Source organism: uncultured Anaerobiospirillum sp., assembly GCF_902485895.1.
GTDB classification, from domain to species: Bacteria; Pseudomonadota; Gammaproteobacteria; order Enterobacterales; family Succinivibrionaceae; genus Anaerobiospirillum; species Anaerobiospirillum succiniciproducens.
In genome coordinates, this window is the sequence record NZ_CABTML010000098.1 from 41,915 (window position 1) to 66,486 (window position 24,572).

Here is a 24,572-nt window from a genome sequence, read left to right on the forward strand (position 1 = left end):
GTCTTTAAGCTTGCTCTGCGTAGCCTCATGCACTGCATGAGCAAAACTCATAATTCTTTTTAGTAAGAAAAAAGCATTTAATGATCAACTGTAATCTAACTACAACTCTGAGCTCTTAACTATCAACGCTACTGAGAGTGGCAAGTAACGTAAATTTAGGCATATTTAGCTGTCTATTTGTAGATTACTAGTGCTCTATTGACTTCATATGTGCTTGATGCGCAAGAGTAAAACTATGAAATCGTTTATATCTTTTGCTTTTCTTACTGATGCATGCTGCACTATTAAGTTTGTTAACTTATGTGGCAGTCAAACACCTTAAAACTGCACCTTTAAGCTAGATCATCTCAAGCTTAATGGCGTCGCCTACATCCTTGAGATTTTCTGATACACGATCAGGATGACGCTCTAACTCGCTCTCAATGAGAGATTTGAGTAAGTTACGGTAGGCAACAGAACCCTGACGGGAATCATCCATAAGTGGCAGAGGTAATCTACGTGCAGATGACTCTCTAAAGGAGATATCAATCGGAATACTGCCACGCCAAATATGATCGCGATAGTGAGTCTTTAAATAGCTAAGGCTCTGTACTGAGGCCTTGGTGCGACGGTCATACATGGTTGGGATGATGGTGTAATCAAAATGTACGCTCTTGTTAGCACGCTGCATCACAGTAAAGGTACGCACCATACCCTCAAGGCCCTTAAGAGCTAAGAACTCGGTTTGGGTTGGAACAATGATGGTAGTTGCGGCTACTAAAGCATTAACCATCAGAGCGCCTAAGACAGGAGGACAGTCGATGAGGACTACATCGTAGCAATCTTCGATGAGGCTTAAAGAGCGAGATAAAATACGACCTACACCCTGACGACCGGATAAATGACGGTCAATGGTAGCTAAGGTCATAGAGGCTGAGATCAGATCTAAGCCCTCATGAGCGGTCTTGGTAATACAGCGCAAGATACCCTCACGAGTTGGGGTCTTCATTGCGTATAAGTCGAACAGATTGTTTTGATCGATCCTTTCGTCATCTATACCTAAATATGAGGTAAGAGAAGCATGCGGATCTGTGTCGACCACCAATACGCGGAGGTTTTCTTTTTGTAACCAGCCAGCAATTGAGGCGACTGTTGTGGTCTTACCCACACCGCCTTTCTGGCTTGCAACGGCCCATACTAACACTGCCCACTCCCGATAAAATAAATGAAACCGGTAAAGCTTATATCCTAAAGCTGCATACAAAAGTGTCTATTTACGCTGCATAAGGTACTAATGTGCTTGATAGAACACACTGCACACAAGTAAAAGCTTAAATATGTATTTTAGCAAGATACATCATCGATGTGAGTATCTTATGACGTGATTCTCAACTCTAAAAGCAAAAAAGATAACTCTATCCAACTCAAGCTTTACAGCATCGCAAAACTTCATGTGCCCATATGCACTCATAACTATCACAAAATAGCTTAAAGAAAAGCACAAGCAAGTTACTGCTAATTGCTCCTTTTGTTTGCTTAAAGTGCCAGATGTGGCATTGAGATTGGCAGAAACGTCATAAAACCTGCCAAAGAAAAGTGCTCAAAGGAATACTGCTTTTTAATGCACACGTAGATGCTGCAGTGCTCGTTTGAGAACTCTTGTAAAAGAGTGTCAAAGCTATGGCCTATCTTGAGGAGAGAAAGGTCGATGCTAGAGTGCCATGAGGGTTTGTCTGTGTTTTTGCTTTGCAAATTTTTGCGGCCATAAAAACACAAACAGGCGCTGCCTTGCGACAGCGCCTTTAATCAAACTAATGATCAATGTGTATATTAGTTCTGAGGACCAAAGTTTGGCAGCTCTACTCTGCCAGCACCTGCATCGCCCTCAGCTGGAGGAGCTTCCTCCACCATAACACCAACATCTTGATCGATTGGGTCAGCCTTGAAGCTTACAGAACCATCAGGGTTTGCCTCGAAGTTAAAGCCACCACTACCTGCTCTACGTGTAGGGATCATGTTCTCAGAGCTACCTGGAACAACCTGTAGATTCTGATTCTTCAGAGCCTCACGAGAGATAGCGATTACTACACGTCTATTCTGTGCACGACCAGCGCGGGTGGCATTAGAGTAGAACGGTGAGTACTGGCCATATGCCTCAGCTGCTAAACGCTGTGGATCAATACCGTTAGCCTCAAGCTCCTGCAGCACGTTAATAGCACGGCGAGAAGAAAGCTCCCAGTTATTGCCGTAAATAGCGCTTGGCACGAAAGAGTTATCAGTATAACCGCGTACACGGATATAGTTGTTAACGCTCTTGAGCGTATTGGCAATAGAAGCAATCACTGGACGTGAGCGTGTCAGGATTGATGAAGAGTTAGGGGCAAACAGCATGGTTGAAGAAATGTTGATGGTAATCCAGTTTGGATCGTGCTCAACAATCACTTCATTGCTTAAGCCTTGCTCTGAAATGGTCTCAGAGATGGAACGCATCAGAGTATCGAATGGCTGACCAGATGGGTTCTCACCTTCAAACTCGCTTTCAGCAGGACCAACACCGCCTTCTGAAACCTCATCAAGCTTACCGCCTTCGGTCATACCAGAAGACTTATCAGTCTGAGAGTCTGGGGTTACATTAGTTAAGGTACCCTGAGTTGGCTCAATAACCTCGGAGGCCTCTAAGTTACCCTGAGTTACAGCCTCAGCGTTCTCATCGGAGTTAGCAGTCTGCTCCATAGCACCTGCATCTTCTAAGCTCTGCTGAGTAACACCGAAGTCCATAACACCGCCGCCACCAGGAGCCTCAGTCTGTACTTCGCCCTTTTGAGCTGCAGCAGATGCTAAAGAAGCATCAGCCATCAGATTGGCAACTGGACCTGGCAGTGCAATAACACCTGGTACTGCTGACACCATGCCCATTTCGCTGAATGATGCCATCAGACCCTTAATCATGGACTGAGCATCAACAGACTTAGCCATAGCAAACGAATACAGCACCACAAACACCGCGAACAACAGTGTCATGAAGTCAGCATAAGAAACCAGCCAACGCTCTAGGTTCTCATGGCCTGCATGTTTTTTCTTTCTTGCCATTGTTAAATCCCTTACAGATCTAGCTACTACCTAAGAGCAACTAGACCGTCAAAAGCACGTGGCTCGCAGGAAAATCCTGTGCTCTTGCTAAACCGCCGCAACGTGCGACGATGCGGCCTGTGCTTTTGTTCAATGCACTGACTACTTTCATAGTCCTTGCATGATTAAGATGAGTCATTAACTCTTAAGAACATTAGTTCAGGCACTAAGCTTAAAACTAAGATCTTTTTATAAGGCTCATCTAAATGTTTAATCAGGAGACGAGTAGAAACTAATCACCATTGAGGTTGCCAGTGTAAACACCGATACGACGCTTGAGCATCAGGGTGTTCTCAGAGCTGGCGATAGATACGAGACCTTCTAAGGTCATGTACTTATACAGGGCGATTTCAGCATTTAAGGTACGAATACGGTTAGCAGCTGGAATCAAGAATACGTTAGCACCTGCCACACCGTAAATGGTTGCAACGAATGCCACAGCAATGGAAGGACCTAACAGGTCAGGACGGTCTAACAGGGACATAGCGTGAATCAGACCCATAACCGCACCAATAATACCCATACATGGGAAGTAACCACCTAAGGACTCATAGAACTTAGCGTTTGGCTCAAGCTTCTGCTGCTCAAGCTCAATTGCGTTCTCAAGCAGAGCATAAAGAGCATCTTTATCTACACCGTCCACAATCATCTGAATGCCAGTACGGGTAAAGTCGTCATTAGCGGAAGCTACGGAGTTTTCCAAAGCCAGAGGGCCCTGCTGACGAGCAATGGTGGACATACCAGCAAGCAGTTCACCTTGGGACTGGAAGTTTAAGCGTGGAGCTGAAATGAGCCATAAGAAGTGCTTGAAAGCGCTGAGAATTTCTTTTGGAGAGAACTGCACGAAACCGGCACCAAGACCAGCACCGCACACGATCAGGAATGCAGGGACATTCAACAGCGCTGAAGGGTGAGTACCTTCAATCAGCATGGTCGCAATCATACAGCCGATTGCGATAACAAGACCAAAAACGTTCATACTTATATACACAGAACCAAGTTATAGGCCTATAGCTATATAAGCTTTCTTAAAGAGAAGCATAAAAACATGCCCCCTTGAAGAACTCTCAATAAGCTAAAGAGCACATCAGTTTCTTAAGTTTTACTTAAGCAACTTTGAACCTAGTTCCTGGTGTCTCCTTAGTCAACCTAACTAAATGACTTGAAAAAACTGGCCTAAGATCCTGCATACGATAGCAAGAGCGCTCCGTATACAGCCACTAAAGCCATGTCACTGCTGTGACTTTTGTGTCCTTAGACACGTATGCAGAGCATTCCCTCTGCAATTCTGCTCACGACAACCTTAGATCATACTTAGAGCAACTTAGGACTACTCTATAGAGTGGTTGTCATTACAAGGCATCATTTGATGCTTTGCAATTGTTTTTAACGAGACTCATGAGTTAAAGGCCATGCTTAAACTTTTTCTAAGCATCGTTAAAAACAATCGCAAGTATGCCTAATTATGCATGCTATTTAGTCGCATGCAAAAGTAAACAGTTCAAGTTTGAGTCTAAGACCACCAAGATCCTGACTACCATACTTTAGTACATAGACATAAAGTTCTCATGTACTATGAAACAAGGTTGTGATGAACACGAGATTATTGCACTGCAAATCAGCAAAGATCATGTGATTTGATGGCCTCAAGGCCCAAATACATCAGTGCTTGTGCATTTATGCTAGCTTTATGCCAATAGATGAGCCAAAAAACCGCCAGATCTCAGTATTGACGGGCTTTATCAAAATACCTAGTTACAATCAAAGCTGTAAGTATCCTAATATTTTTCATCTTTATTGGCCACAATGCACCATATTAACTCGCAAACAAGCTCAAGGACCTACGTCTCTAGCATCCTAACTCTTGCCATAGTCAAAACTACAACAACTAAAAAAACAACCACGGCCCAAGCATGTAGCTGTAGCCTTGCTGCTGCAAAGCAAAGATGATGTGGCCATGACCTTACTGCTGTAAAGTAAAGATGATGCGGCTATTAAAAGCAAAAAAGCTCCGCATCTTAATTTGGATGTGGAGCTTTTTTTATCAAGTTAAGCTTTTGATATTAGCTTACTTACGCATCTCTTGAATGATGCAGTCAGCAAACTTATCTAAAGGTAAGATCTGATCTGCTAAACCTGCATTAACAACAGCCTGTGGCATGCCGTAAACAACGCAAGTATCCTCATTCTGAGCCCAAACTACAGAGCCCTTAGAACGTAACATGCGGCAGCCTTCGCAACCATCTGAGCCCATGCCAGTTAAGATCATGGAAAGAACAGAACCGCCATAGATATTGGCAATAGAGGCAAAAGTTACGTCAACGCAAGGATGGTAAACCACACGAGGATCAGCTGGAAGCACACGGGTACGAACACGACCTGCAGCCTTCTCAAGGATCATCTGACGACCGCCTGGAGCAATATAAACATGTCCTGGCTCTAATACCATGCCATCAGCTGCCTCTAATACTTCGTTCTGGCTTAAGCCATTTAAACGCTGCGCAAAGGTAGTGGTGAATGATGCTGGCATGTGCTGCACGATAACAACAGGTACGTTCATACGTGGCAGCTTAGGAATAATGTTCTGCAGAGCAATTGGGCCGCCAGTTGATGAGCCGATCGCAATAAGATCGTGAGACTTACCAGATACTTTAAATGCAGTTGAAACGCCCTTAGCGTTACCAAAAGTAAACTGCATAGCTGCGGCAGGACGACCTTGGTTTACACTACCTAATGAGTTGTAAATCTTATCGAAGTCCTGACGTATAGTACCAGTCATTGGTGCAGTAGCGGCACCTGCTGTAGCGGCGGCGCTCTCAGTCGGACGTACAGTGCTAGTAGTACGGCTTAAAGTAGAGCTAGTAGCAGTAGTACGGCCAAGTGGACTAGTGCTTGAAGTTACAGTGGTTGTACGTGAAGTTGCTAAAGTAGAGGTACGAGCGCCAAGTGTAGAAGTAGCTGGAGTTGAAGTTGCAGCTGGGCGTGAGCTTAAAGCGCTTGGACGTGCAGGTGTTCTACGAATGTGTGAACGAGCAACAGCCTTAATTGAAGAACGTAACTCATTTAAGGCTTCCTCACGCTTGTGAGCAATATCCTCAAAGTTCTTTGGCATGAAGTCGACGGCACCGGCTTCAAGTGCCTTAAAGGTTGAGTTGGCACCTTCAAAAGTTAAGGAGGAGAACATTAAGATCGGAGTAGGACACTTGCTCATGATCTCCTGAACAGCAGTAATACCGTCCATGACAGGCATTTCCACGTCCATAGTAATCACGTCAGGCTTTAAAGACATAGTCTTTTCTACGCCTTCTTTACCATCCTTAGCCTCACCAACAACCTCCAGGCTAGGATCGCCGGAGATGATCTCAGTAAGTCTCTTTCTAAAGAAGGTAGAGTCATCTACTATGAGTACCTTAGTTGCCATAAGAACCTCTTACGTTTGTTCTTCCGTACTCGTTTGTATGGCATTGTACGGAAGCCTCTCAATCTGTTCACTCAGTCGCGTAACCTATCTATTTTCGGCTACTTGACAGTCTGACTCGTCCCAAACACTAACTTGGCAACTTGTCTTAAATATGACAAGTACTTGAATGCTTGCCTTTTCGTTACGTTGTTTGTGACTACAGCAAGATCATTACACTTGAAACAAAAGTCAAGCTAAGTATTGCTGTAAGCAATCTATTGGATAATCCTAAGTCACACCATTATTCATCTATGAGCTCTAGTGAAAATTACCAGCATAAGCTCTTAAGTTAATTATATTAATGCACCTTTAATCAAAGATCACTTGTAAAGCAGGTACATTGAGCTTTTTACTTAGGTAGACAAAATCACTTAATGACTTTTAAAGTCTAGCTTCGATTTTATCTTATACATACTGGCAAAAGCTTGGCATGCACAATGGAGTCAATGACTTTTCATTTTACGACAACAGGAGGTAAAACCCTTATGTTTACGCCGAAAATGCTGACAAATGCACACTTTACAACCAATTAATTTGAATCGCAATGCTAGTTGTAACTCAATAGCGCATCATAGCTTACAGATTAATTATGCTGTGTGCGCAAACCTCGATACCGCCATGTTACTAAAAACCTTAGTGCACACAATGTAAGGTTGATAAGTACTGCTTTAATAAAGCTACTAACATAGCAACTAGCTTAAAGCACTAAGATTAATTAAGCTCGCTTACAAGTTGCTTAAAGGCTTATTCAGGCGATCTTGTATCAGTGGAGCGGTATGTTTAGCTTGAGCCTATAAGTACAAAACGGTAGCACGATTAGGCATTTGAATCTGGCTTACTTATAAGCTTTTTCTTAGGCCTAATTAATGAGCATTTAGTTAGTGACTATAATTCTTTTATGATTGTGACTAACCAGCCAAGTAAACAATGTACCTTATTACACTTATTCGCTTACAAGGCGGCTAGATAGTGGCATTTGCATGTGTATCCTAGATACTACGAAAGCGTAGTTTATCCTCCAAAGTGTAAACAAGGCAATAGATAAGTTAACACTTATGTACTTGACTTTTTAAAGTGCATGCCACTCTCAAGACAACAAGATTCCCACTGAGAACGCAATGTAAACTTAACCACTTGCAAGGCTCTTATTTAAAAGTCGATAAATAAGCTATATGTAAGCACAGAGTTGTAAAAAATTAGGAAACTACTCTCTAAGTTTTGTTCAATCTAGCCAAAGTTTTAAACATTAAAATTAGCTCAAGTTGCAACTTTCTATCAATTCTTGTGAAAACTCAAAACTAACATAACTTTCGTAAACTGCACCAATGCGAATATAGTCTTGTATTACAGTATCTTTAGCTACTCTCATGATTAGCCTAATGAGTCATTAAGCTTAGTACTAAGATCATTCCTCAATGATGGATCTAGAGCTTGCGATGTGCAAAGAGCTTGAGTTTTTTTTGGGAGAAGAAAGAGTCTTAGAGTTGGCGGGAATAAAAATTGAGGTATATAAAAAACAAAAGAGAGGAAGTCTATGACCACCTCTCTTTTAGGCATGGCGTATTAGGCCATGCATTAATTGCAGTTAAGTCTGTTTTAAAGCACCTGTAACTAGCTGGTGATGTGCAAAGCTAGAACATAGCTTAGACAACTGAATCCATGGTATTGTACAAGTACTTTTTTTAAGCTCAGCGCAATAACTTATTAGCTACTCTATGCTTTTTGTACTGCGCTGCACTTGTTAATTGATTAGTAGCGATTGCCGCCCTTACGAGCGTAGGCACGGATTAATCCAGGAATATCGAGGATTAATGCGATACCACCATCAGAGGTGATGGTTGCACCGGACATACCTGGGGTATGACGGAGCAAGCTATCTAAAGGCTTAATCACAACTTCTTCCTGACCAACTAACTCATCAACTACAAAGCCAACGAGGTTAGATGCAGGAACTTGAACTAAGACGATGTGCGCCTTGCCCTTCAAGTATTCGTTGATAGAGCAGTTCTCGAACCACTGCTTTAAGAAGAACAGTGGAACTGCCTTATCACGAATAATGACAGTGTTCTGGCCATCAACATTACGCATAGTAGAGAGATCAATGTAGAAGATCTCAGATACTGAGGTAAGAGGCAGAGCAAAGGTACGACCTGAGATCTGAACCATCAGGGTAGGTAAAATTGCTAAGGTTAATGGAACCTTAATTTCAATAGTAGTACCTACGCCGACTTCAGATATTACGCGTACAGAGCCGTTGAGCTTGGAGATGTTGGTCTTAACAACGTCCATGCCCACACCACGACCTGAAATATCGGTAATCTCAGTATTAGTTGAGAAACCTGGAGCGAAAATCAGGTTGTAGGCTTCTTCATCAGAAATCCTAGCAGCAGCTTCCTCATCAAGCACGCCCTTGCGAATAGCAACTTGACGTAACTTGTTAGGATCCATACCTGCACCGTCGTCAATAATACGGAGCAGAATGTGATCACCTTGCTGAGCAGCAGACAGAGTAACAGTACCAGTTGCAGGCTTGCCAAAGGCAGTACGCTCAGATGGCAACTCAATACCGTGGTCGCAGCAGTTACGAACCATGTGAATCATTGGATCAGCCAATGCATCAACGAGGTTCTTATCAAGCTCGGTGTCTTCACCAGCCATCTCGAGGTTAATCTGCTTATTGAGCTTACGTGCAAGGTCACGAACTAAGCGAGGGAAGCGGCCAAATACCTTCTTGATTGGCTGCAGACGGGTCTTCATTACAGAGCCCTGTAAGTCTGCGGTTACCACATCAAGGTTAGCTATTACCTTGTTCATCTCCTGATCGGAACGATGTGCGGCAATAGAAACAAGACGGTTACGAACAAGTACGAGCTCACCTACCATGTTCATGATGTCATCGAGAACCTTGCTATCAACACGCATGGTGGTCTCAACATCAGGAGCGGCGGCAGCTTGAGTCTTTTGTACTGGTGGCTTAGCTGCAGCAATAGCAGCAGCGCCCTTAACTGGTGCCTTCTTTTGCTCAACTACCTTAGCAGCGGCTGGAGCAGGAGCAGGAGCTGCAGCAGGCTTTGCTACAGGAGCTGGGGCAGGAGCTGCCTTATCTGAGTCATGACCTGCATCGTGCAGCATCTTGTCAAACTCAGCATCAGTAGCATCAACTGACTTATTGTTTTGCTCATCGTTCTCTGCACCAGGAGCATGACCCTTACCATGAAGCTGATCAAGCAGAGCCTCGAACTCATCTTCAGTGATGTCATCAACACTGCGATTTTCATCAGCAGGTGCTGGCTCTGGCTGTGGCTCTGGCTCAGGTTCTGGCTCTGGCTCAGGTTCTGGAGCTGCCGCAGCAGCAGCATCACCACCTACGCTCTTACCATCAGCAATATCATGCAGACGGGTAATGAGCTCAGCAGGAACTGGATCTAAAGGCTCTCGATTCTGAACTGCAGTGAACAGACGAGTAATCTCGTCATAAGCCTGTAAAACCGCATCCATGGAGGCTGCATTTAAGGTGATCTTACCGTTACGCAGCATGTCGAATACGTTCTCAGCTGCGTGACAGATATCAACGAGTTCGTTTAATCCAAGGAAGCCTGCACCGCCTTTCACGGTATGGAAGCCGCGGAAGATGGAGTTCAGCAAATCCTTGTCGTCAGGGGCTTTCTCAATTTGGACCAGCTGTTCATCGAGTTGCTCGATAATTTCGCCAGCCTCAACCAAGAAGTCCTGCAAAATCTCCTCATCCATGTCGCACTCCTAAAAGCCGAGACTTGCAAGTAAGTCATCCACTTCGTCTTGTGAAGCGGCGGCTGTGTTGTCTTCGATTTGGCTATCTAGAGCAGGGCCCTGAGCCTCAATTGCTTTCTGCTTGATGCGTTCCTGATCGGCCTCAGGAGTGTACTGACCGAAGAAACGTAAGAACTCAACGAGCTTACCCTCAACCTCAGTAACAAGTCCAATAACACGTTGGATCATCTGACCTGTTAAGTCTTGGAAATCCTGAGCCATCAGAATTTCGTTTAACTGATTAGAAAGATCTGAGGCATCTTCAGCTGTCTTCTTGAGCAGATCGTCAATTCGATGACATAAGAAAACGAATTCAAAACGATCGATACGACCGTTCATAAGATGCTTCCAAATAGGCATCAAGTCATCAATAGAGGACTTTAATGCATATGAAATTGGAGTACATCTATCAACTGCATCAAGAGTACGTGTAGCAGCCTTATCAGTTACAGAAATAATGTAACGTAAACGTTCAGATGCATTTGGGATCTCCTCATCGGTGATCTCACGTAATCTTGGGTCGTAGGCAAACTTCTGAACTGCAGTATGCAGATCACGGGTTAAATAACCCACTTGCTGATAGAAGCTCTCCTCATGTTGCTGAGTAATAGCAATCAGCTTACGATCAGCTTCTTTTTGCATTCCTGCCTCGAGCAGCATGACAAGCTCACGAGCGTCCTCTAAGGTGAGGATTGGCTTATCATTGTCGATCACAGGTGCTACATTCTCTATTTCGGACATGAGCCGCTCCACCTATTGTTGTTATTCACCACCACCATCGATACGCTCGAAGATCTTGTCGAGCTTACCTTTGAGGATGTCAGCGGTAAAAGGCTTAACGACATAGCCGTTAACGCCAGCCTGTGCTGCTGTAACAATCTGCTCACGCTTAGCTTCAGCGGTAACCATAAGCACAGGAATTGACTTTAGCTTTGGATTGGAGCGAATAGCCTTGAGAAGGTCAATGCCCTGCATAATAGGCATATTCCAGTCGGTGATTACGAATTCAAAATCGCCGCTCTCGAGCATTGGAAGAGCTGTTGCACCATCATCGGCTTCAAAAGTGTTGTTGTAGCCAAGATCGCGCAGCAGATTCTTAATAATGCGTCGCATTGTAGAAAAGTCATCAACGATCAAAATCTTGATATTTTTATCCAAGATCTTCTCCTTAACTGCAAAAAGTCTCAGGCAATGAAAATATGAAAAGAAAAATAAAGCCTGATTTGACTAGGTGGAACATACCACCAGGCCACTTAGTGTGACACTTCATCTGCTTAGAATGTAGCCTAAGCCACATACTACAGATCGTATGTATTTTGACAACCATTGCAAAAGGAGTGCTAGCTATCTTTGTATGTAAGACTCATAGCAAAGCTAGATCTAATCATCACCCTTACATCTGATTGAAAGATTGCTGCATGTTCTTAAGAGTGCCTACATTGCAAGACGAAGTTGCCTTTGCTTGCACACTCATAAGAACTAGCTAATGTTTAACTAGCCTACATCAATCAAGTGGCGGATTATATACACCGCACTCAAAATACAGTGAACTACTAAGCCCAAAGTAGTGACTTAGCTTAGTCACAAAGCTAAACGCATTGTAACAGGAATATTCACCTTCCCTTTTACGTAACAAGCTAAAAGCTTATTACAAGAAATCTGTCTTACCTTTAAAGCTTAATTAAGCTTATACGTAAGTTAGTTTATCAAACAGCTTACTTACACAGTAGCTTTTGATATTGGCACTAATCATTTTGCCTCAAGCTATAGCTCAGATTAAACGCTTTGATATCCGAGCATAGATTATAGCCTTTTTTGAATGCAAAAGGACTCATGCAAGCAATCGCCTGTGAGTCAAATATGCCTCAGTGATTATACGCGTGCCTGATAAGAACTAAGTAGTTGCTCGTCACAAAGTACAAACAACTTCCCGGCTTTCTCGCACATACAAACAATATTAACGCCAAATGGCATTGCCTGCAAATAACCAAGCAGCTGTTTTGCCCATAGATAGCACATTTTTGATAGTTTCTTTTACACAATCAAAAACCTAGATGCCATGGACAAACTTCAATTATTGAACATCGATTGGCAAATATATGTGATTGTACGCTGTAGCTAGTTCCATGCCCAAGTAAAACTTTACACTGCAAACTTAACAATGCAGTTGTATGACGAGCTATACGGATACTGAGCAAAAAACTTGATTATTGCACTGACATCGCGCACAGATGACAAGCTTGTATTTTCTCTTCCTGAACGTTACTTGCTGCTCTTTAATAAAGTCGTAAGAATGACGATCAGATTATTAATGCTAGCAAACGTTGTAATTTGAGTGTGTTATACCACAACCAATGAACAATAACTCATATCTATGCCACACAAAGCGCATAAGGTTAAAGCAAGATCAAAGCATTGTGTGCAAGATCATAGTTATTTTATAGCTTAAACTACGCTATATTGCACTTAGTGCATATCACTTTATCCACAAAAGTATCTTTTGCAGCATGTGCACAGATATGAAAAGATCATATTAAAAGATCACGGCTTCAAAAATACTACACTAACTCCTTAAGATCACCACATGATAGATATTAGTTGTATCTACCATTTCGTAATATAAGCATGTTCATGCAAAGCTTACAAAGCGATTATAGTCAACAATCAAGCCTAAATTAGAAGCACAAAGATCACTCCTTATTTAGCCTATCTGACCTCAATATCATAGATCAAAGATCAAAGATCATAAGATCTTAGCTCGCCATAGACCTTGTAGTTTGTATCTTGCAATACGCACTTACTATTGTTGTAGCAAAGCTGCTGCTTGTTAGAAGCTGTAGCCTCTTTTGATTAAGCTGCAGTTGCTGCTTAACTAGGCGTAGAGCAACTACAAATAATCAGATAAGTTTGGAGCTATCCTAGCTATCCTTGTTGCTACGCTCGCGCTCCATAGCAAGGAACTCCTCTAATGAGAGCACAATCGGCTGAGCACGAGGACGTCCACGTTTAGGTGATGTACCATCGTTTCTAGTATCACTTGATGCTTTTGCACTTACCTTGCTTGTAGATGATCTTCTAGTACGTGTGGTTCTAGTTGTCTGTCGCTTCTTTAAGCCAACCAAATCAAGATCGCCATTTGTAGCATCTTCGCTCTCATAGCTTGGGCTGCTATACAAATCATCAGCGCTACTTGAATTTAAGGTCTGAGCATACATAGCCTCATCAGCAAGCTCGTTAAGATACTCTTGCGCTGGTCCTTGTTGATAGTTTGGAGCGCAAGCTGCATGAGAAGCTGAGTCAGGCTCTGTAAGATTTGAAACTGCAACAAATTGAGCCACTGCCTTCTTTTGCATGGCAATGAGCTGATTTTCTTTACGTTGCATTTCACTGGCGCGTTGATGCTTGCGAGCCTCAACTACTTCAATAGTCTTAAAGATAAGCTCAGCAAATTCCTTTTGCGCCATGAACTTCTGTCGCTTAGCCTTAGCTAGCTGCACAATCGTAGCAGTACGCATGATGATATCGTTGAACTCTGCCTGAGCCTGCTCTTTAGAGAGCGTTACATCACGCTTCGGAGCCTCAACTTGTGGTAGATCAGCAGAGAAGTCGCTAATAAAAGCTGGCTCGGTCTGATCGCACATAGCATCAATTTCTTCAAGTAAGTGTTCCGGTATGTCAGATGGAATACTACTAAAATTCGGCTTTTTAGCTACAGCAGCTTGATCCTTGCTTTCTTGATTATTGCTATCTTGATTATTGCTATCTTGATCATTTGCCTTGAAGGCTTTATTCGCGCTTTCATCTAGAAGGTTAAGATCAATTAACTCCTGAATATTCTCAGACTGCTGCTTTTCAAAAACCATCTGACCAAATGCAGCTTTAATCGGATCATACTGCGGTGAGGACGGATCAAGCTCAGGAGCTAGTAAGCGATTACGCTTATCAGCATTAGCTGCACTTGAATCGCCTGATGATTTTTTACCGTCAGCAGCCTTAGTTGTCTGTGCTTCAATATCCGCAGCATAATTTTCAGCAAAAGGATTTGGCATATCAGAAAGACCAACATCAGGCAGAGCAATGTCTGACATGCTGATCTTTACTTCGCGCTTAGACTTAACCTTAGAACGTGATGGTACTGTAATTGACGGAAGAGCAATGCCGTTAATTGATTCGCTATCACTCTTAGATGCACTGCTTGAATCTTTGTCCTCAGAGCTATTAGCCTCTACTGCACCAACGAGATCATCTTGAGAGATGTCAAACTCTTCATCAAGCTGCTCCTTTCGAGCTAACTTAGACTGCTTGAGAGCATGTCTCTTACTATCGGCAATCATAGTAGGAGTATCTTCAAGCTCAGGCTTATCATTGGCAAAAGGTCTATTAGCATCACGTTTCTTTAATCGCGCAGTTGGCGCAATAAGAGCTTCTTGACGCTTACGTTTTACCTGGGCAATAGTATAGGCAAGACGCTCTTGTTCTATGCGTCTTTCTTCTTCACGCTCAGCTACAATTCTTCTACCATGCTCGGTCTTAACATCAATTTCGCCGTCCTCATCAAAGAGCAAGGAAGGCTTCTTTGCTGTCTTTTTAGGAATTGGACGAGCACCTTCAGACATAATGCGATCGATCTTACGCATCTTGTCAGAATCAGCGTCATCCTTAGCATCAACATTGAGTTGATTGTCTGAGCCATAGGCAAATGCAAAGTCATCTGCATAAAGATCTTCAATACTAGATCTACGGAATTTTTTAGGTTTTTCTTCGGCAACTTTGAAGCCGTCGATTACCATTACTTCATCGCTAGGAGCTTGTCCTTCACGGTTCTTGCCCCATAAGTAAAGATCTTTACGAATATGCTTAAAGCCATTAGCCATTAATTGACAGATACGAGAGCTAGACACGCCAAGGATCGCAGATATTTCCTTAACGTTCATATGCTTTTCGTAGTATAGGCCAATGACATAACGCTCTTTATCAGGAAGATTCTTAAGAGCCTTAACTAAATCCTGATTGAACTGTTCAGCAATGATGCCATCGTAGAGGGTGTCATCATGGAATGGAATGTTCTCACTTTGAGATAGTTCGTAAAGAAAGTCTTCAGTACAGCCTGTATCTTCCACAGCCATAACTTGAGACTGATTCGTGTCCACCATGATTAGATGCAGATCGTTAATATCTACGCCTACATCTTTAGCAATTTCATAATCAGATGGTTCACGACCAAGAATCTGACTTAAACGCTCACGAGCCTCGGTAATAATACGAGCATTAACATGAACAGTACGTGGGGCCCAATCACTACGTCGCAAGCCATCAATGATACTGCCACGAATACGCAATGCAGCATAGCTTTTAAATGACGCGCCTTTGCCGTCAACAAAGTTATTCACAGCATCGATTAGACCAAGCATGCCATTTTGAATAAGATCATTGAGATCTATATTCGCAGGCAGACGTCCTTTGATGAATAAGGCAATGCGCTTAACCAGAGGAGCGTACTCAAGCACCATTTGTTGGCGCTCGGACATACTCTTGTTGGAGTAAGCCTTAATTGCTGAATCATTTGGATCTCTTGGTGCCATGATATGCTCTGCTTCCCAATTCGTTCACTGTATCTGCTCTACAGCCACTACATCGTCATAAATAAGACTAATAAGACCATCCTAGATTGACCTTGCCTAAGCTTATAGCATGGGCATTATCCTTAAAGTGGTTCTACCTTTTCCTAAATTAGGAGCGTGTTAGTAGCTTTGCAGATAGTTTAAGACTGTAGCAATAGACACACTAAGCCTTAACTTTGCCTAGAGTCAAGTATGCAATCTTGCTTAATCAATACAGTCTATTGCAGTCTAATGATAGCCTCGATTTTAAGTACTTAATTAGTGCAGCAACCATTGCTCTGTATGAGAACTACAAAAATTAATGGGCGTACACACTAAACACAAACCTAAACAAAGACATTTGAGTCTGAAACTTATTAATAATGCCTAATCTTCATACAACAAACAAAGATTGATGATGTGTGTAGTCAAGCTATCTTGTTCGATTCTATTAGAAATTACGCGCAACGTCCATGATATAAGCAAGTTTGCGAGAACTTAAACCAATATTTGACTTAACTTTCTCAGTTCTGTACCGAATAAAAAAACACCTAAACTCCTTAGATAAGCCAAATATCAGCACTAAACTACTTAGAAAGGATTTTTTTTGCTATTGCATGATTTTGCAAATTAAACGAGCGATAGTGCCTTTGAACGAAAATCACCTTTACCTCTGTAAGTGATTGTTCTTCTCGAGGCATAAAAAAACCCGCATAAAGCGGGCTTTTTAGAAAATTACTAGAGTTTTTACAGACCTTGAGCTTTAGCCTCGGCTTTAGCTGCTGCTAAACGCTTTTCAAGATCAGCTGGTGATCCCTTACCATCAGGAGAACTCATGCCTAAAAGACTGCCAATTGGCATAGGAGGCTCATCATTACCAGCCTTGATAGTAGCGCCAGTATTCTGGTTAGCGCCATCATCTGGACGCTTGATAAGGTTTTCTACGAAGAACTCTAAGTAACCACCTGGAATATCTGGAATTGGCCAGTTAAGCACGCGACGAGCTAAGCTCTTAAAAGCACGTGCAGCAGGTGCTTGAGGGAATGCATCAACTACGCAGGTACGCTGACGAATAGCTTTGCGCATGTTGATATCAATTGGAATACAGCCGCACAGTTCTAAAGCTACATCTAAGAACTTGTCAGTTAAGGTAACAAGCTTCTTGAACATAAACTTGCCTTCTTCAAGTGAGTGCACCTGATTGGCAATAATGCGGAACTTAGAAACGTCGTAATCGTTTGACAGTACCTTCATCTGGGCATAAGCGTCAGCAACAGAAGTAGACTCGTTGCAAACCACCATGATGACGTCTTGCGCAGCACGGCAAAATGACAGAACCATGTCAGAAATACCAGCTGCAGTATCAACGATTAAGAAATCTACTGGCTCTTCTAAAGAGGAGAAAGCACGGATCAGACCTGCATGCTGATCAACACTTAACTCTGCCATCTCCTTGAGACCTGATGAAGCTGGGACAATGCGTAATCCCTGAGGGCCATCTTGAATAATCTCTTGAAGTGAGCACTCGCCACGTAATACGTGAGCTAAGTTCTTGTGAACCTTTAAGCCCAGCATAACGTCGATATTAGCAAGACCCAAGTCAGCGTCAAATAGCATGACGTGCTTGCCCATTTGACACAGAGCTACTGCTAGATTTAAGGAGACAGATGATTTACCTACACCACCTTTACCACCAGTAACGGTGATGACTTTAACTCTTCTCCATTTGTATTTCTGTACCATACAAACGACACCCTAAATAGTAATCTCTTTGTCAAACAAACGAAGCTTAAACACTTGAACAACACAAAGAGTGTAAAAGTTTCGTAAAACAAAACACTTTAGGTAACAGATAGCTTTTTGACTACCTTAGATGCTAGCTGATTGAATTAGCTAGACACTACCACGATGTTACAACTAAGGAGCACATATTCAATAGTATGTGTACCATAGTGCTTTGCTAACGTATACCTACGAAACAAAGGCTTTATGCATCAAGCTTTCAACTAGAGATACAAACAAGAACTGAAACGCATTGTGCTCTTGTTATTAACTAAAAAGATCTCATTGAGACCAACTCTAGATGCAAGCTTACTTGATCTAAGAAAATATGTATCTATATATTACATTAAATCGTTATGCAGACTAATTTATTAAGAGCAATGTTAGCAAAAAATGTTGTAACTAGAAAATATTCTTAATAATGATTATTGTCATGCAATCTAGATCACAATCAATGGATCTAATGTAACTTAAATGACACTCATCTGACTTAGACAAGTTACTGCGCCTATGCAATGCAAAAATCAGCCCTACTTTGCAAAAACGCACTAAAAAGTTATTAAGCCGTACTTACAAATGGCTAGTGTATCGTATTTAGCTTGCAAATTATACTAAAGTTCATACACATCTCAACTTACATAATTGACTAAGTATATCAACAAAGTATCTAATGCCTGCTCTAAGAGCAGTTCTTATGGGCTGCCATGTATAAAAGATTGACACTAGCATTCAGGTAAACACTATACTCGAGCCCCATTAGCTGAACCTTAGCACCACCATTTTCTATCACATCATCTTGTTGGTTTTGGCAACATATATGGTATTAATAACAAGGCAGTATTGGCCCAAGCGGCATACATGTTCTCACTGCATTGCACAATCACCAACCAAAAGACCTCTTAGCAGTCTAAATGCATGGCTACAATTGCTCATCATCGATTAGCCAAAGCACTAAGTTTAAGTAGTCATTTAGCAAGGATTATGATCAATCTAAGACAATATGAAGCATTATCTTCAATGAGGTATAGATTGTCCTTAGATTAGAGTGGCTAGATTAGGCAGATGTAGAGCAAATCAGTTTTGGTACGACTTAGTAGGACGGGATCAGATCGGTTTTGGCGCGATTTAGTAGGACTGGCGCAGATCGAATCTGTTTGGGCAGGATTAGAATGATTGCGCATCCTTGAAATGACAACGCCTCAAAGAGCTATGAGATCGCAGCACTTAAGATGCATGGCGATGCAATTGAGCTTTTTGAGGCGCGATAAAAGTATTGTCTCTTAGACCTTGCTAAGCATGCTGCGAGCAGTATCATCCTCTACAGCAGACAGAGCACGTCTTGCTAAGGCATTTGGATTTGGAATATCTAAATCCTCAGGCACACGCTGACCATCAGTAATGTAGGAGATCGGCAGCTTCATCTCAATACATAAAGATAAAGCATCACCTACGTTCTGGCACTCGTCGATCTTAGTTAAGATGAGACCAACTAAACCGATAGAAGCAAAGTGATCATAAGCATGCTGCAATACCTTGCGCTGAGTGGTGCAAGGCAGCACTAAATAGTGCTTGAGCTGCAGGCTAGATTGCATCTTAAGCTGAGAGAGCTGAGCATTAAAACGCTCATCCTTAAATCCTACACCAGCAGTATCCACTAAGATGAGGCTCTTATCTGACAGGGTGTATAAAAGCTGAGGTAACTCAGCAATGTTCTTCACTGCAAAGGTGGAGCATCCCATGATACGACCATAGGTCTTGATCTGCTCAACAGCACCAATACGATAGTGATCAGCTGTAACGATCGCCACACGCTGAGGTCCATAACGCATCACAAAGCGGGCAGCTAGCTTAGCTAGAGTAGTCGTCTTTCCGACACCAGCTGGGCCGATTAAGGTAACGATACCACCCTTAGATACGATCTCATCCTCACCAGTGATGATGGAGCGCTCTAAAATACTTAAAAGTTCACGCCATGCGCCGTTGAAAGTAATCTCAGCTGGCAGCTGATTTACAAGGTGATCTGAAACCTTATCTGAGAAGCCTACGCTGCACAGAAGCTTAAAGATCATAGCCTTTACAGGCTCGTTACGTGAACGGTTATCTTGCATCAGACCTGCAAGTTCAAATTGTAAAAGCTTACGGATGTTTTCAACCTCAGCACGCATCTTCTCTAAATCTTTACGTACTGCAGCATCAGTAACTGTAGACTGGCGGTAAGTATCGATACCAGCCTTGCTCTCATAAGCTTCTTTTTCTTGCTTGGTCTTAGATTTTACAAAGAAATTCTTAAACTCTCGCTGCTGCGCTAAAGGCAGAGGTGGAGTCTTAAAGAGATCAGCATCCTCGTCGAGTGACGGGTCAATGCGTGAAGGACCAGCCTTCTTGTTCTCAATAGCCATATCGTCGTCATCTCCAGGTACAGGGTTGATAATGCGGGAAACACCAGTTCCCTTTAAAGAGTCAGACTGAGGTCTGCGTGATTGGAGGTAGTCATAATCTCTCTCACGAGTTTGTCCACTCTTTGCTGCAATATCATTAAGCAGTTGATCACCCTGCTCTTTGGACATGGCCTTCTGGCGTTCTAAAATCTCGATCAGACTTTGAGCATAAGCCTGACTCTTGCCACCAATTAGACGGCGATCAGGCTGCGCTTTAGGCTCACGTGAGCTCAGCTGCACCTGATCTTCACCTAAGTCACGTCCAGCAGCTGCATTAATAGCACCACCTGCATTAGTTGGTGCAGGGCGCGGACTTGGAGGTGTACTTGGCTTGTTAACTGGCAGACTCTCTACGCCCGCCACAATTTCAACGCCAGCAGCCACGCGCTTATTGGACATGATGATTGCATCATCTCCGAGCTCATCCTTGACTAAGGTAAGAGCCTCTTTCATGTCCTTAGCTACAAAACGTTTTAGTTTCATCAAAACCACCTATGGTCGCTACAGCTTGCCGGATTCGAGACTTTGGCATGAACCATCTAGCTTGCATCAGACCTAACAAACAATGTTTAGGTTAAGCAACAAAAAAAGCTTGCCACCAACACATAGCACTACTCATAGCTTAATGACTCATGAACAGTCTAAGTTCATGTTTATATCATTGAGCTTAAAGCAGCCATGCTTGAAGGGGCTATACAAACTAGGTCGAAAAACCACATTAAAGTTGCAGACAGTTGCAGTGATGCGTCAAAAACTCATGCAATCATCAAGACAAAACATCTAGATAGCGGCACGGTGACAATAACTGATTTTATTACTCTGAGCATAGCCTGAACTTAGGCTTAGCTTCGTATGCATCCACACTAGATAGAAGTCTCTGCACTTTAAAGATAAAGTGCTTTTAACAGTCTTAGCGTTGTACGTAAATCAGAATTGCCTGGTTAAATGACGAATAATCACTGTTGAACAGGGGCAAAAGCAAGCAAAATTAATGCCCTTGGATGTTTGCCGCGCCTATTTAAAACAACAGGTGCGCAACCATTTAACTACTGAACAACTTCTTGCGAAAACGACAAGTTTTCAGCTAAAGCAATAAGCTAATTTTAGCTATGCAATCAGCTGATAGTCTTTGGCTAATTTCTCATAGTTCGGATATTGTATGAAAAAACTACCCCCATTACCACGCATCTAACGCACATCTTCGCAATTTGGGGCGCACTTATGACTAATTCTACCCAGCATACTTAACATTATGGCTAAAAGTGAATGCAAAATCGCAATTAAACCCTAGTTACAACACGGTTTGTGAGCATTTTAATGGATGGCTTATTCATCATCACTGAACCACCGCATAAGCCCATTAGCATACAACCTTTTAATTTTTGACAAACAAATATAGATATTTCGTAGGGCATCCAATTAAATTTACTCAAAACCTAGCGTTAAAGCTGTATGACATCTTTGAGCAAAGCTAACGAATATGTATGTATGTTTGATTGATTGATTGATTGATTGATTGTGTAACTCTTACAAATTCAGTTTTTGCTAAGACACATAACAAAAAACCCCGCTAGTGCGAGGTCTTTTGCTTTTAGATATTTATACCTTTAGTTAACCGCGTAACTGAGGCTGTGCGTTGTTGTTACCAACTACTGACACAATCTTAATCTGCTTGTCATCAGGAATCTCTTGGTAAGAGAGTACACGCAGACCAGGAATAGTGTTCTTAACAAAGCGTGACAGAGTTGAACGCAAGATACCTGAAGTAAGCAGAATTGCAGGTTCACCAGCCATTTCTTGGTTGGCAGTTGCCTCGTACAGAGACTTCTGCATTCTGTCTGCAAGACCAGGCTCAATACCAACGCCTTCGGCACCACCAGTCTCAAGAGACTTATGTAATACCTTCTCAAGATCAGGAGATAAGGTGATTACAGGGATGATGAGATCGCCACCAACAATATCCTGAATAATCAGACGGCGCAGACCGATACGGCATGCAGCGGTAAGAACTTCTGGATCCTGACTCTTTGGAGCGTATTCGACTAAAGTCTCTAAGATGGTACGCATATCGCGAACTGGAACACCCTCATGCAGCAAGTTCTGCAGGAGCTTGGTAAGCAGACCAAGGTTGACGATGTTTGGTACCAGACCACCAACGAGCTTTGGCTGAGTCTTGGAAACAATATCCAGAATGTTCTGAACCTCTTCCTGACCGATTAAGGAAGCGCAGTTATTAGCTAAGATCTGAGATAAGTGAGTTGCAACTACGGTTGAGCAGTCAACCACAGTATAGCCAAGACCTAAAGCACGATCGTTATCCTGCTTGGTAATCCATACAGCCTCAAGACCGAAAGCCGGATCCTTAGTAGCAATACCAGGAACACGACCGAATACCTGACCTGGGTTAATCGCCATATCACGATCAGGCTGAATCTCAGCCTCACCGAAAGTAACACCCATGAGAGTAATACGGTAGCTGTTTGGACCTAAGTCGAGGTTATCACGAATATGTACAGGAGGGATAAGGAAGCCCAAGTCCTGAGATAACTTCTTACGTACACCCTTAACACGGTTGAGAAGCTCACCACCTTGAGCCTTATCCACCATAGGAATAAGACGATAGCCCACTTCAAGACCGATGATATCAACTTCAGATACGTCGTCCCAAGAAAGTTCACGCTGATCTGGAGCTGGCTCATCAGGCACTGGAGGTGGAGCCATAGCAGCTTCCATATCCAGACGCTGCTTACGCTTGATAAGGAAGCCAATAAGCATGGAGATTAAGGCTAAGCTTAAGAAAGCGATATGTGGCATGCCAGGAACAATACCCATAACAAAGAGTACGCCAGCAACAATGAACATGGTCTTAGGGTGGCTAAAGAGTTCTGATACCACCTGCTGACCCATTTCACTTTCTGAACCAGTCTGACGAGTAACAATAATCGCAGCTGCTACAGAGAGTAAGAGGGAAGGAATCTGAGCAACCAGACCGTCACCAATGGACAGTAAGGTATAAATACGGGCTGACTCACCAAAGCTTAAGTCGTGGAAAGCAGTACCAATGATGATACCGCCAATGACGTTGATGAACAGGATCAGAATACCTGCAATCGCGTCACCTTTAACGAACTTGGACGCACCGTCCATGGAACCGTAGAAGTCAGCTTCACGAGCAATTTCACTACGACGCTCACGGGCCTGCTCTTGATTGATGAGGCCTGCGTTAAGGTCGGCGTCAATAGCCATCTGCTTACCAGGCATAGCATCCAAGGTGAAACGTGCAGACACTTCAGAAATACGTCCAGCACCCTTGGTAACTACAACGAAGTTAATAATAACTAAGATGGCGAATACGATTAAACCAACAGTGTACGAACCACCCATTACCACGTGACCGAAGGCCTCAATCACTTTACCGGCAGCGGCGGTACCATCCTGACCATTAATCAGAATTACACGGGTAGATGCAACGTTCAATGCCAAACGTAAGATCGTAGTAAGCAGCAGAACAGACGGGAATGAGCCGAAATCTAGAGGACGCTTGGAGTAGATAGCAACTAAGAGCACCACCATTGACAGGGCAATGTTGAATGAGAACAACATATCCAGAAGCAATGGAGGAATTGGCAAGGTGACCATTGCTAAACATGCAAGCACAAGCAATGGAGTACCAAGCTTAATCACGCGCAGCTTATTAACGGCAGCGCCACCATAAGCGAGACCGGCTGCAACCTTAGGGTTAGCCTGGGCCTTACTTAGAGCACCGTTAATAGGGGTGCTTATCTTAGTACCGAGGTTAGATAAGAAACTCACTGTCAAAAGTCCGTCTGTAATCAAAAAACCATGATTTAATGGCTCTATGCAAGGATTTTGCCACGCATACGATGCCTCATATAGCTGATAAATATCGCATTGAAAATGCAGCTAGAGATATGTGGCTCTATCCAAGATAGAAAAAAAAAGCATCTTGAGCAGGTCAAAACAATATCCTTATCAAGAGAGCTTTTCTTGGTATGGTCATACGCTCAAACAGTGCTAAGACAATAACTTGAAGCACTTTTGAGCATGCAGCAAACAATTTACGGCGGTCATTATAACCGCATAACCTGACTAAACAAAGAAACTAAGCGACATTGCATTACTTGGGTGAAACTATGTGAATAGTGCCACACCAAAACTGCATTGCCCACATAATTTAGCACTTTTTCTCTTACATGCGTGAAACAAAAGCATGTACAAAAGGCACTATCCAAACTCAAGCCACACCCATCAAGCACTGACATTGGGGAGTTGTGTCTATAATTTAAGAATGGCATATAAAAGACAATTATCTTTTTATAGACCCAGCTGCTCAGTGCTATTAAGCTCTTAAAAAGCAGGCTTGAGCGCAGAACG

Annotated in this window: 10 protein-coding genes and 1 pseudogene; all 11 read right to left on the bottom strand. The window is 42.8% G+C overall.

The annotated features are described in order from the left end of the window. Positions 1-337: 337 nt before the first annotated feature. The 11 genes and pseudogenes from RDO37_RS07910 to flhA all read right to left on the bottom strand — a co-directional run bounded on the left by RDO37_RS07910 (position 338) and on the right by flhA (position 23,861). Positions 338-1,183 (bottom strand): ParA family protein, encoded by an 846-nt coding sequence (locus RDO37_RS07910; protein ID WP_273320242.1) that lies wholly within the window; start codon positions 1,181-1,183, stop codon positions 338-340. Between the two features lie 626 nt (positions 1,184-1,809). Further along, a complete protein-coding gene (locus tag RDO37_RS07915; protein WP_308498695.1) occupies positions 1,810-3,069 on the bottom strand; it encodes an OmpA family protein in 1,260 nt (419 codons plus the stop codon). A gap of 271 nt (positions 3,070-3,340) precedes the next feature. Beyond that, the gene (locus RDO37_RS07920) at positions 3,341-4,087 is read right to left on the bottom strand and encodes a motility protein A (RefSeq protein ID WP_303074755.1); all 747 of its coding nucleotides are present in this window, start codon (positions 4,085-4,087) and stop codon (positions 3,341-3,343) included. Between the two features lie 1,089 nt (positions 4,088-5,176). Then, positions 5,177-6,529, bottom strand: a complete 1,353-nt coding sequence (locus RDO37_RS07925; protein WP_308498696.1) for a chemotaxis response regulator protein-glutamate methylesterase — start codon at positions 6,527-6,529, stop codon at positions 5,177-5,179. A 1,788-nt stretch (positions 6,530-8,317) separates the two neighbouring features. Next, positions 8,318-10,318 carry a chemotaxis protein CheA gene (locus RDO37_RS07930; RefSeq protein WP_308498697.1) on the bottom strand — a complete coding sequence of 667 codons (2,001 nt, stop codon included), beginning with the start codon at positions 10,316-10,318 and terminating at the stop codon, positions 8,318-8,320. Positions 10,319-10,327: 9 nt separating this feature from the next. Further along, positions 10,328-11,098, bottom strand: coding sequence for a protein phosphatase CheZ (locus tag RDO37_RS07935; RefSeq protein WP_211232150.1), 771 nt, complete (start codon positions 11,096-11,098; stop codon positions 10,328-10,330). Positions 11,099-11,119: 21 nt separating this feature from the next. After that, positions 11,120-11,515, bottom strand: a complete 396-nt coding sequence (locus tag RDO37_RS07940) for a chemotaxis response regulator CheY (RefSeq protein WP_027939146.1) — start codon at positions 11,513-11,515, stop codon at positions 11,120-11,122. A gap of 1,760 nt (positions 11,516-13,275) precedes the next feature. Continuing rightward, positions 13,276-15,939 (bottom strand): RNA polymerase sigma factor FliA, encoded by a 2,664-nt coding sequence (gene fliA / locus RDO37_RS07945; protein WP_308498698.1) that lies wholly within the window; start codon positions 15,937-15,939, stop codon positions 13,276-13,278. A gap of 939 nt (positions 15,940-16,878) precedes the next feature. Continuing rightward, positions 16,879-17,700: pseudogene (locus RDO37_RS07950) on the bottom strand (MinD/ParA family protein); the annotation flags it as partial. A 1,319-nt stretch (positions 17,701-19,019) separates the two neighbouring features. Further along, positions 19,020-20,660, bottom strand: coding sequence for a flagellar biosynthesis protein FlhF (gene flhF / locus RDO37_RS07955; protein ID WP_044121345.1), 1,641 nt, complete (start codon positions 20,658-20,660; stop codon positions 19,020-19,022). A 1,128-nt stretch (positions 20,661-21,788) separates the two neighbouring features. Beyond that, positions 21,789-23,861: a flagellar biosynthesis protein FlhA gene (gene flhA / locus RDO37_RS07960; protein WP_303073765.1), complete on the bottom strand. Its 2,073-nt coding sequence runs from the start codon at positions 23,859-23,861 to the stop codon at positions 21,789-21,791. Positions 23,862-24,572: the final 711 nt, after the last annotated feature.